Annotated in this window: 13 protein-coding genes and 1 pseudogene; 5 read left to right on the top strand and 9 right to left on the bottom strand. The window is 52.8% G+C overall.

Annotation, left to right across the window (positions count from 1 at the left end):
• Nucleotides 1-251 (bottom strand): type IV toxin-antitoxin system AbiEi family antitoxin domain-containing protein (locus tag AC9UG7_RS10610; RefSeq protein ID WP_509587468.1); only part of this gene is annotated, 251 nt, incomplete at its 3' end.
• A 172-nt stretch (nucleotides 252-423) separates the two neighbouring features.
• Here AC9UG7_RS10610 and AC9UG7_RS10605 point away from each other — a divergent pair.
• Together AC9UG7_RS10605 and AC9UG7_RS10600 are read left to right on the top strand one after the other, a co-directional pair.
• Nucleotides 424-642 (top strand): hypothetical protein, encoded by a 219-nt coding sequence (locus tag AC9UG7_RS10605; RefSeq protein ID WP_509587465.1) that lies wholly within the window; start codon nucleotides 424-426, stop codon nucleotides 640-642.
• Nucleotides 643-686: 44 nt separating this feature from the next.
• Entirely contained in the window at nucleotides 687-1,148 is a 462-nt protein-coding gene (locus AC9UG7_RS10600; protein ID WP_509587463.1) for a restriction endonuclease, read from the top strand.
• Nucleotides 1,149-1,193: 45 nt separating this feature from the next.
• Here AC9UG7_RS10600 and AC9UG7_RS10595 read toward each other — a convergent pair whose 3' ends face one another.
• Nucleotides 1,194-2,939, bottom strand: a complete 1,746-nt coding sequence (locus AC9UG7_RS10595) for a proline--tRNA ligase (protein ID WP_509587461.1) — start codon at nucleotides 2,937-2,939, stop codon at nucleotides 1,194-1,196.
• Nucleotides 2,940-3,055: 116 nt separating this feature from the next.
• Here AC9UG7_RS10595 and AC9UG7_RS10590 point away from each other — a divergent pair.
• Nucleotides 3,056-3,580, top strand: a pseudogene (locus AC9UG7_RS10590) (RNA pyrophosphohydrolase); the annotation flags it as partial.
• Nucleotides 3,581-3,668: 88 nt separating this feature from the next.
• Here the strand turns inward: AC9UG7_RS10590 and proB are convergent.
• From proB to rplU, 4 genes are read right to left on the bottom strand one after another with little or no spacing between them, the layout of a single operon-like run.
• Entirely contained in the window at nucleotides 3,669-4,805 is a 1,137-nt protein-coding gene (gene proB, locus AC9UG7_RS10585) for a glutamate 5-kinase (RefSeq protein ID WP_509587459.1), read from the bottom strand.
• Nucleotides 4,806-4,823: 18 nt separating this feature from the next.
• Nucleotides 4,824-5,888 carry an Obg family GTPase CgtA gene (gene cgtA, locus AC9UG7_RS10580; protein WP_509587457.1) on the bottom strand — a complete coding sequence of 355 codons (1,065 nt, stop codon included), beginning with the start codon at nucleotides 5,886-5,888 and terminating at the stop codon, nucleotides 4,824-4,826.
• Nucleotides 5,889-5,947: 59 nt separating this feature from the next.
• Nucleotides 5,948-6,205, bottom strand: coding sequence for a 50S ribosomal protein L27 (rpmA, locus tag AC9UG7_RS10575; RefSeq protein ID WP_509580242.1), 258 nt, complete (start codon nucleotides 6,203-6,205; stop codon nucleotides 5,948-5,950).
• Between the two features lie 14 nt (nucleotides 6,206-6,219).
• Entirely contained in the window at nucleotides 6,220-6,531 is a 312-nt protein-coding gene (rplU, locus tag AC9UG7_RS10570; protein WP_509587455.1) for a 50S ribosomal protein L21, read from the bottom strand.
• A gap of 208 nt (nucleotides 6,532-6,739) precedes the next feature.
• On the opposite strand from rplU, the gene AC9UG7_RS10565 reads away from it, so the two are divergent.
• Entirely contained in the window at nucleotides 6,740-7,669 is a 930-nt protein-coding gene (locus AC9UG7_RS10565; protein ID WP_509587474.1) for a polyprenyl synthetase family protein, read from the top strand.
• Nucleotides 7,670-7,672: 3 nt separating this feature from the next.
• Here the strand turns inward: AC9UG7_RS10565 and AC9UG7_RS10560 are convergent, their stop codons facing one another.
• The 3 genes from AC9UG7_RS10560 to AC9UG7_RS10550 all read right to left on the bottom strand — a co-directional run bounded on the left by AC9UG7_RS10560 (nucleotide 7,673) and on the right by AC9UG7_RS10550 (nucleotide 8,672).
• Entirely contained in the window at nucleotides 7,673-7,873 is a 201-nt protein-coding gene (locus AC9UG7_RS10560) for a hypothetical protein (protein WP_509587453.1), read from the bottom strand.
• Between the two features lie 114 nt (nucleotides 7,874-7,987).
• Complete coding sequence (locus AC9UG7_RS10555; RefSeq protein ID WP_509587451.1) at nucleotides 7,988-8,245, bottom strand: hypothetical protein; 258 nt, start codon at nucleotides 8,243-8,245, stop codon at nucleotides 7,988-7,990.
• Nucleotides 8,246-8,456: 211 nt separating this feature from the next.
• On the bottom strand, nucleotides 8,457-8,672 hold the full coding sequence (locus AC9UG7_RS10550; RefSeq protein ID WP_509587449.1) for a hypothetical protein: 216 nt from the start codon (nucleotides 8,670-8,672) through the stop codon (nucleotides 8,457-8,459).
• Between the two features lie 246 nt (nucleotides 8,673-8,918).
• Here AC9UG7_RS10550 and groES point away from each other — a divergent pair, with 246 nt between their 5' ends.
• Nucleotides 8,919-9,209: a co-chaperone GroES gene (gene groES, locus AC9UG7_RS10545; protein WP_509587447.1), complete on the top strand. Its 291-nt coding sequence runs from the start codon at nucleotides 8,919-8,921 to the stop codon at nucleotides 9,207-9,209.
• Nucleotides 9,210-9,288: the final 79 nt, after the last annotated feature.

The raw sequence follows: 9,288 nt of genomic DNA, 5'->3' as shown, positions 1-9,288 counted from the left end.
CTGGTTGTTTTTTTGACCGATAAACCACCCTTTTTGTCTGCCAAGGCGGCGGCGAGAGCTTGTGCATGGGCAGGATGTTCCAGCGCATAGAGACCACGGGACACGCGCACCAATTGACCCGACTTGACCATGCGGTAAAGCGCCTGGTCGATGGCAGCGCGGGAACCCAGGAACAAGCAATCTGTCGCTGCCAACAGTTGCCCTGCCACCAACTTGCGGGCTTGGGTTTGAATAAGCTGGAAAGTACTCATGTTAGAAATTATGCAATTTTTTCTCACATAACAACAATTTAATTTTTTATAGAATTAATTAGCATCCAAAAAGTCATAAGCATTTTTGTATATCCAGCCCACAAACTGGAAGCCTTGCGCTAATTGTTCCCGCAAGCTGTCGAGGTGGACGACAGAGGCAACATCCGCGTCAATGCCGCCGCCATGCAAATGGCTATGCCAAGCCTTTGAACAACACTACCGGACGTATTTGGAAAGAACGCTGGCCAAGCCGCAGTTGGACACAGCCTACCGCGCTTATCTGGAGCGCACCGCCAAAGCCATTGACCGAGAACACAAAGGCTATTTTGCGGCTTCGCACAATGACAAATCGCAAGAAGAAGCCATCAACCTGATTTTGAAAGAGAAATAAAAACTGCTGTCGACTGACACAGACTTGAGGTTTATTTTTTCTATGTGGGCGCTGCAAGAAGGTTGGGACAACCCGAGTGTGGCAGCGAGCTACACAACATCCACAACCAAGCGGTGCAGGCTTTATCGCTTTATGCAGATCCGATCATGCCAGTGGACAGCGACATAGAGCGAACAACGGTTGACGAATCGCAGCTCGATAGCGTGACGGTTTTCGCTAAGTTACCGCGCATCAACATACCTACGCCGCTGGGCAAAAAATACAACCCTGACTTCGGCTATGCGGTACACCGCCAAGGGGACGCCAAGGCCCTGTATTTGGTGGTGGAAACCAAGGGCTATAAAACCAGAAATCGCATTGCAGATGAAGAAGGCTTCAAGATCGACAGCGCGAAAAAATTCTTTCAGGCCTTGCAGAAAGAGGGCGTGCCTGTTCGGTTTGAGACAAAGATTGATGGTGAGAATTTAAGCGCATTAATTTCAAAAATACTGAAAACCCATTCTTGACTTTTGAAAGAGTTTTTCTAATCTTCAAAAAATCACATTATTTGTTTATCCAACAAACTTGCCCTTGATCAAGCCCGCCACTTCCGCCAGCGCCACCTTGGTCGGCTCGGCGTCCCGGCGGTGCTGGTACTCCACTTGGCCTTCTTTCAGACCGCGGTCGCCGATGGTGACGCGGTGCGGCACGCCGATCAGCTCCCAGTCTGCAAACATGGCGCCGGGGCGCTCGCCGCGGTCGTCCAGCATCACATCTACACCGGCTTGCAGCAACTCGGCGTACAAGGCTTCAGCGGCGGCTTTCACCTCAGGGCTGCGGTCCGGTCCGATAGGACACACCACCACGGTAAAAGGCGCGAGAGAGTCCGGCCAGATGATGCCTTTGGCGTCGTGGTTTTGTTCAATGGCAGCAGCGGGTAAACGCGTGATGCCTATGCCGTAGCAACCCATCTCGAAAAGACGGGGCTTGCCGTCTTCAGCCAAAAATGTGGCGTTCATGGCTGCGCTGTATTTGGAACCCAGGTAAAAAATATGGCCTACTTCAATGCCTCGCTCGATTGCCAACAGCCCTTTACCGTCGGGTGAGGCATCGCCTTCGACCACGTTGCGTATGTCGGCCACCAAGTCGGGCTCGGGCAGGTCGCGGCCCCAGTTCACCCCGGTGATGTGGTGGTCCGGTTGGTTCGCGCCACAAATCCAGTTGCTCATGACTGCCACGTCGCGGTCGGCCACTGTCTTGAGAGGCTTTGGCAGTTTCAACGGCCCCAGGTAACCTGGCTTGCAGCCGAAGTGCTCGTCAATCTCTGACAGCGTGGCAAAGCGAAACCCTTTCTCAAACCCCGGCAACTTGCCGACCTTGACTTCGTTCATGTCATGGTCGCCGCGCACCAGCAGCAACCAGACTTGGCTTTTGACAATCACGCCCTTGTCGTCGGTTTCGTCTGTAGCCAAGACCAGCGACTTGACCGTGGTGGACAGCGGCACGCCCAACAACTCGGCCACGTCTTCACAAGTGCTTTTGCCTGGGGTCGGTGTCAACGTGCAAGCTGCCGAAGCCGCGCCGCGCGGCTGCGCAGGTGCCAGCGCTTGGGCTTTTTCCATGTTGGCCGCGTAATCGCTGTTCGGGCAATACACGATGGCGTCTTCGCCGGTAGCAGCAATCACTTGAAACTCTTCGCTCAGGTCGCCGCCGATAGCGCCGCTGTCGGCCGCCACGGCGCGGTAACGCAAACCGAAGCGGTCAAAAATGCGGCGGTAAGCCTGCGCCATGCTTTGGTAACTGATTTGCGCCGAAGCAGCGTCGCGGTCAAAGCTGTACGCGTCTTTCATGATGAACTCGCGCCCGCGCATCAGGCCAAACCGAGGTCTGCGCTCGTCGCGAAACTTGGTTTGTATCTGGTAAAAATTTTTCGGTAGCTGCTTGTAACTGCGAAGCTCTTGGCGAGCGATGTCGGTCACCACTTCTTCGCTGGTGGGTTGCACCACATAGTCGCGGTCATGCCGGTCTTTGATGCGCAGCAACTCGGGGCCCATCTTCTCGAAACGTCCGGTTTCCTGCCAGAGCTCGGCCGGCTGCACCACCGGCATGGTCAATTCGATGGCAGCGGCGCGGTTCATTTCTTCGCGCACGATCGCCTCGACCTTGCGAATGACGCGCAAACCCATGGGCATATAGGTGTAAATACCCGCACCCAGTTTTTTGATCATGCCGGCGCGCATCATCAACTGGTGGCTAGCGACTTCGGCGTCGGCCGGAGCCTCTTTGAGAGTGGAAATCAGGAACTGGGAAGCTTTCATGGGCAACAGTGAACGCCAACTTGGTGGCTTTTTTTAAGGGATGAAACCTATCGGCCTATTGATGCCAGCCGGATGCTGTGCATAATGGCCTCAGTTGAAATTTTTGAGGTTTGATTATGCTTGACCGTGATGGCTTTCGGCCTAACGTCGGCATCATTCTGCTGAACCAGAAGAATCAGGTTTTTTGGGGCAAGCGCATCCGCACCCACAGCTGGCAGTTTCCGCAAGGCGGCATTGACCGGGGAGAGACACCCGAGCAGGCTTTGTTCAGGGAATTGCAGGAAGAAGTGGGACTGCAAGCTGAGCATGTGCGCATTGTCGCCAGAACCCGCGACTGGTTGCGTTATGAAGTGCCGGACCGCTATATCCGCAAGGATGCACGTGGTCATTACAAGGGGCAAAAACAAATTTGGTTTTTGCTGCAATTGGTAGTGCCTGACCATGCATTGAATTTGCGTGCCAGTACACACCCCGAATTTGACGCTTGGCGTTGGAACGAATATTGGGTACCACTGGACTCCGTTGTCGAGTTCAAGCGGGGGGTTTATGAACTCGCCTTGACCGAGTTGTCTCGCTATTTACCGCGTCTGGAGACCCGCAGCTCTTTTTTACGCCAAGGCATTCGCCAGCACTCGACCGAGGACAGGGCCGCATTTCCACCGACCGAGTAAGTTCGCCAGCACTCGACCGAGGACAGGGCCGCATTGACTATTGGCGAATAAAAAGCATTCAGCGCATCAGTACCAAGTTGTCGCGGTGCACTATCTCTGGCTCAGCCACATAGCCGAGTAATTTTTCAATATCGCTAGACGGTTTTTTGCACAGCAGCCGGCATTCTGCGCTGGCGTAATTGGCCAGTCCGCGAGCCAACTCGTTGCCCAGCAAATCGCTGATGGCGATCACATCGCCGCGTGAAAACTCGCCCTTGACGCTGTGCATGCCTATGGGCAACAGGCTTTTACCCTCACCCAAAAGTTTGTGGACTGCCCCGTCATCTATCAACAGTGAACCGCGCAATTGAAGATGGTCTGCCATCCATTGTTTACGCGCCTGTTGTTTCTGGGTGGGGGCCACCAATAAAGTACCGATGGCTTGACCGTCGCACAAACGCAGCAAAGCGTCCGGCTCCCGGCCCCAAGCGATCACCGTGCTGGCACCCGAACCGGCGGCCCGCTTGGCCGCCAAAATTTTGGTCAGCATGCCGCCACGCCCGATGCTGGAACCCGCGCCGCCAGCCATGGTCTCGAGTGCCGGATCCCCAGCCTGCGCCTGCTGTACCAGCGTAGCGGTTTTGTCCTTGCGCGGGTCAGCGGTAAACAAACCCTGTTGATCGGTCAGTATGACCAAAGCGTCTGCTTCGACCAAATTGGCCACCAGTGCACCCAGCGTATCGTTGTCTCCGAATTTGATCTCGTCGTTAACCACAGTATCGTTTTCGTTGATGACCGGCAACACGTTGTGTAGCAGCAAGGTGTTCAGGGTCGAGCGGGCGTTCAAATACCGCTCGCGGTCGGCCAAATCAGCATGCGTCAGAAGCACCTGGGCGCTGCCCAATCCGTGCTGACGCAGTTTGCTTTCGTACATTTGCACCAGACCCATTTGACCAACAGCCGCGGCCGCTTGCAATTCGTGAATTTCGTGCGGCCGCTTTGCCCAGCCCAGACGCTTCATGCCTTCGGCGATAGCGCCGCTGGAGACCATGATGATTTCGCGTTTATGAGTGGCATGTATCAATGTGGCGATCTGGCGGCACCACTCGCCAATGGCTTGTTCATCCAAGCCGCGACCTTCGTTGGTGACCAGGCTGGAGCCGACTTTGACGACGATTCGTCGCGCGTCTCGCAGAATGTGGGCAGCTTCAGTCATGGAAATTCACATGCGTTGTCAAGTCAATTGCGCAAACCGTGGATCAGGTGCGACTTCTACCTGCGTGGACTTGAACTGCTTTTCCAAGTGGTCGTAGATGGCTCGCACCAATCCATCACAGCCTTCACGGTTAAGTGCAGAAATCTGAAATACCGGGCCTTTGTATTTGAAGCGTTTGACGAAATCTTTGACCCGCGCTTCACGCTCGCTGTGGGGCACCATGTCCAGTTTGTTCAACACCAACCAGCGCGGTTTGTCATACAAGGTGGGGTCATATTTTTTCAGCTCCAGCACAATCGCTTTGGCCTGCGCCACTGGATCCACCGCATCGTCAAACGGAGCCATGTCAACCATATGCAACAACAAACGCGTGCGTTGTAAATGTCGCAAAAACTGATGCCCCAATCCTGCTCCTTCGGCGGCACCTTCGATCAAGCCGGGCACGTCAGCGACCACAAAACTTTGCTCCGCAGCCACCCTCACCACGCCCAAATTGGGGTGTAACGTGGTGAACGGGTAGTCGGCAATCTTGGGTCTGGCATTGGAGATGGCGCTGATCAAGGTAGATTTACCGGCGTTGGGCATGCCTAGCAAACCGACATCGGCCAGCACTTTGAGTTCGAGCTTTAAGCTTTTGCGATCCCCCGGCCAGCCTGGCGTTTTTTGGCGCGGGGCGCGGTTGATCGAGCTTTTGAAACGCATATTGCCGAAACCGCCGTCGCCGCCTTTGGCTATCAAGATCATCTCGCCAGGCGTGAGCAACTCGTACAACACATCGTTGGTCTCAGCGTCAATCATCATGGTGCCGACTGGCATTTTCAATACGATGTCATCCCCTGCTGCGCCAAACATGTCCGAGCCCATGCCATGCTCACCGCGTCTGGCTTCATGGCGGCGCGAAAACCGGTAATCGACCAAGGTGTTGAGGCTGGGATCGGCCACCGCATACACATTGCCGCCACGGCCGCCGTCGCCGCCATTGGGACCGCCGAATTCTTTGTATTTCTCATGACGAAAGGACACACAGCCATTCCCACCGTCTCCGGCAATGATGTCTATAAACGCTTCGTCAACAAATTTCATGGGGTGATCTTAAAGAGAAAAGCCCCGACTTGCGGGGCTTTTCGGGATGGGTGTGTACCTTAAGCTGGTATCACATTCACCATGTGCTTGTTCAAAGAACCTTTGATGGAGAAAGACACATGGCCTTCAACCAGCGCAAACAAGGTGTGGTCTTTACCGATACCGACGTTGGTGCCAGGATGGAACTTGGTGCCGCGCTGACGAACAATGATGGCGCCTGCAGTGATGTGTTCGCCACCGAACGCCTTGACGCCGAGCATCTTGGGGTTGGAATCGCGACCGTTTCGCGTGGAGCCGCCGCCTTTTTTCTGTGCCATGGTGTGATTGCTCCTTAGGCTTGGATAGAGGCGATCTGCAATTCAGTGAATTGCTGGCGATGGCCTTGACGTTTCTGATAATGCTTGCGACGGCGCATTTTGAAAATGCGCACTTTGTCGTGCTTGCCATGGGCAACGACCATGGCTTTGACAGTAGCACCGGACACCAAGGGTGTGCCAACCTTGATTTCAGCGCCGTTACCGACAGCCAAAACCTGGTCAATCACAATTTCTTGGCCAACGTCCGCAGCGATCTGTTCTACTTTGATTTTTTCGCCGGTCGACACGCGATATTGCTTGCCACCGGTTTTTATGACTGCGTACATACGAACCTCTGAAAGATAGACTCTTCATTTGCTCTGCCAACGGATTTCAGCAGAGCCGAACATTTTAGCACGCAAAATGGTTTTATGCCTATTTTTCTCAGCCAATGGCTAGCGGTGCCTATAATTTCCAGCTTTAGAGAGAATAAATGATTTGAGCACCCCTGAATCCACCCAACCCAAAGCTGTCACTGGCTTGATCGGACAGGACATGCTGGCTGTGGACCAGTTCATCACGCAGCGCCTGAGCTCTGGCGTGCCTTTGGTGGGACAGGTTTCTCAACATATTATTTTGGCCGGTGGTAAGCGCTTGCGTCCAGTATTGTTGTTATTGATGGCTGGGGCTCTTGGCTACCAAGGCAGTGACCACCATAAATTGGCCGCCGTGATCGAATTCATACACACCGCGACTTTGCTGCACGATGATGTGGTCGACGACTCGCAACTACGTCGCAATCAACCCACCGCCAACGCCTCTTTCGGAAACCCAGCCAGTGTGTTGGTGGGTGATTTTCTGTATTCCCGTGCATTTCAAATGATGGTTGAATGTCAAAACCTGCGTATTTTGGAGATCGTGTCTGAAGCCACCAATGTGATTGCCGAGGGCGAGGTCATGCAACTTATGAATATGCACGACGCCTCACTCAGCGAACAAGACTATCTGACTGTCATACGCAGCAAAACCGCCAAATTGTTTGAAGCAAGCACCCGCTTGCCTGCCGTTCTTTGCCACAGCTCTGTGCAAATAGAGGAGGCTTGTGCAGCGTATGGCCAAGCGCTAGGAACTGCGTTTCAGGTCATTGATGATGTGCTGGACTACGATGGCGACGCTGCTTTGATCGGTAAAAATCTGGGTGACGACTTGCGCGAAGGCAAGGCTACTTTGCCTTTGATCGTCGCCATGCAACGCGGCAACGCAGAAGAATGTGCCTTGATCAAGCAAGCCATTGAAAACGGTGAGGTTGAGGCTTTACAAAAGATTGCTGACATCGTGCGCCAGACAGGGGCCATGCAAGTCACCCGTGATGCCGCCTCAGCACAAGCGCAAGTTGCTCTGTCCGCATTGAAGTTTTTACCTGAAAGCCCTTATAAACAGGCCTTGGCAGAATTGGCAGAGCAACTACTCAACCGACAAAGCTAACCGCTATTTGGCTTCTTCTTCGCTAGGTTTGGGTTTGTTAACCACTTTGTAACTTAATTCACGCTGCTTTTTGACCACCCTGAACATGCAGTCACGGCGCATTTCACCATTTTTGATTTGGTCGCAGTAAGTGCCACTGGCCGCGTAATTGGCCATGCAAAAAGCTTTTTTGTCTTTGTCTTCTAATTTTGAGCACTCTGCCATGTCGCCTGCTTGTACAGAGGAAAGGGTGATTACAAATAAGGAAAAAACAAAAAGCTTATAAGGATATTGCATTGGATGGGATGGGATGGCGACTCAATGAGTGTTTGAGGATGCTTAGTTTTTTGCAGGACCTTCTTGTAAAAACTTCTTGGCTTCTTGCAGCAATTTCAACGCGTCGTCTTCATTGCCTTCTTTGAATAGCTTTTCACCTTGCGCTCTCATGGCTTTGGCCTTTTCAAGGTCATCTCCTGTCAATTTGGTTTTAGTGAAAGCCAAATCCACGTACTTGATTTCACAAGGTACGGCGCCTGCACAGTGTGCAAAAGCCAAAGAATTCATACACAACAAAGACAGCAAAAGTATTTTTTTCATGGTCGGGTCAAACTCGAGGGTTGATGGCTAAAGAAAAGATTTTGCTATGTTATCAACTCCCTGGCTGACAGTTTCCCTGCATGTAAATAACATTTGTTTGTAAATTGACTGAACATCAACGGCCCCTTGGGGGGTGTAGCTTGGCCTGCTAGAGCGCTACAGTCGGGACTCAAAAGCGCAGATTTGAGCCCTCTCACCCCGTCCAAACTCACTATACCCACACATCCACTTGGCTACCCAGCGTATCTAGGGTGTGCTTGGGCGCATCGTTTGTTTTGCCGCGCAAAGTCTCAGCGGCCTCGGGAAACGGTGATTCGTCCATCTCTGTGAGGGCCATGGTCAATGGTTTTGCAACGCCGGCAACTTTCTTGATGGGGCCTTGCATACGGTTGAGCGGTCGATTCAGGCCGACGGCATCTATTCTCATATCTCCTCCCTGCCTGTTTTAAATTTCAAGGTTCACTTGAATAACAAGTATCGGCAGAATGACTACTATCTTTATAGTTTTTAAAAATCTATGGGCTTGTTTGGGGCTTAAGCCTTGAATTCCAGTCGTTTACCCTTATCATTAGCACTCTAGTCGGTCGAGTGCTAACAATACAGCCAAGACCGGTTTGAGTTTGTGCACCCTAGGTGCCTCATTTGTCTTGTTCAGTTTCCCTCAGGAGAACCCATGAAACTTCGTCCATTGCATGATCGCGTGATCGTCAAGCGCATTGAAAGCGAAACCAAAACCGCTTCAGGCATTGTCATTCCTGACAACGCCGCTGAAAAGCCCGACCAAGGTGAAGTACTTGCCGTCGGCCCAGGTAAGAAAAATGACAAAGGCGATCTGTCTGCCGTGAGCGTCAAAGTTGGTGACCGCGTTTTGTTCGGTAAATACAGCGGCCAGACCGTCAAGGTCGACGGCGACGAGCTGTTGGTCATGAAAGAAGAAGACCTTTTCGCAGTGGTCGAGAAGTAATTGTTACTAAGCGAACGCCATGCGTCCTTGCTCCATGCTCGCCATCCTCACGTACAAAAGTACGAACTGGCGGCTGTTC

Source organism: Limnohabitans sp. (assembly GCF_046052765.1).
GTDB lineage: Bacteria > Pseudomonadota > Gammaproteobacteria > Burkholderiales > Burkholderiaceae_C > Limnohabitans.
This window is presented reverse-complemented; position numbering and strand designations above follow the sequence as displayed.

Bases quoted from the DNA above. Each gene is read 5' to 3' on its own strand.
- AC9UG7_RS10605 (WP_509587465.1), top strand. From the start codon at position 424: ATGCCGCCGCCATGCAAATGGCTATGCCAAGCCTTTGAACAACACTAC.
- AC9UG7_RS10595 (WP_509587461.1), bottom strand. From the start codon at position 2,939: ATGAAAGCTTCCCAGTTCCTGATTTCCACTCTCAAAGAGGCTCCGGCC.
- proB (WP_509587459.1), bottom strand. From the start codon at position 4,805: ATGACTGAAGCTGCCCACATTCTGCGAGACGCGCGACGAATCGTCGTC.
- cgtA (WP_509587457.1), bottom strand. From the start codon at position 5,888: ATGAAATTTGTTGACGAAGCGTTTATAGACATCATTGCCGGAGACGGT.
- rpmA (WP_509580242.1), bottom strand. From the start codon at position 6,205: ATGGCACAGAAAAAAGGCGGCGGCTCCACGCGAAACGGTCGCGATTCC.
- rplU (WP_509587455.1), bottom strand. From the start codon at position 6,531: ATGTACGCAGTCATAAAAACCGGTGGCAAGCAATATCGCGTGTCGACC.
- AC9UG7_RS10565 (WP_509587474.1), top strand. From the start codon at position 6,740: ATGCTGGCTGTGGACCAGTTCATCACGCAGCGCCTGAGCTCTGGCGTG.
- AC9UG7_RS10560 (WP_509587453.1), bottom strand. From the start codon at position 7,873: ATGGCAGAGTGCTCAAAATTAGAAGACAAAGACAAAAAAGCTTTTTGC.
- AC9UG7_RS10555 (WP_509587451.1), bottom strand. From the start codon at position 8,245: ATGAAAAAAATACTTTTGCTGTCTTTGTTGTGTATGAATTCTTTGGCT.
- AC9UG7_RS10550 (WP_509587449.1), bottom strand. From the start codon at position 8,672: ATGAGAATAGATGCCGTCGGCCTGAATCGACCGCTCAACCGTATGCAA.
- groES (WP_509587447.1), top strand. From the start codon at position 8,919: ATGAAACTTCGTCCATTGCATGATCGCGTGATCGTCAAGCGCATTGAA.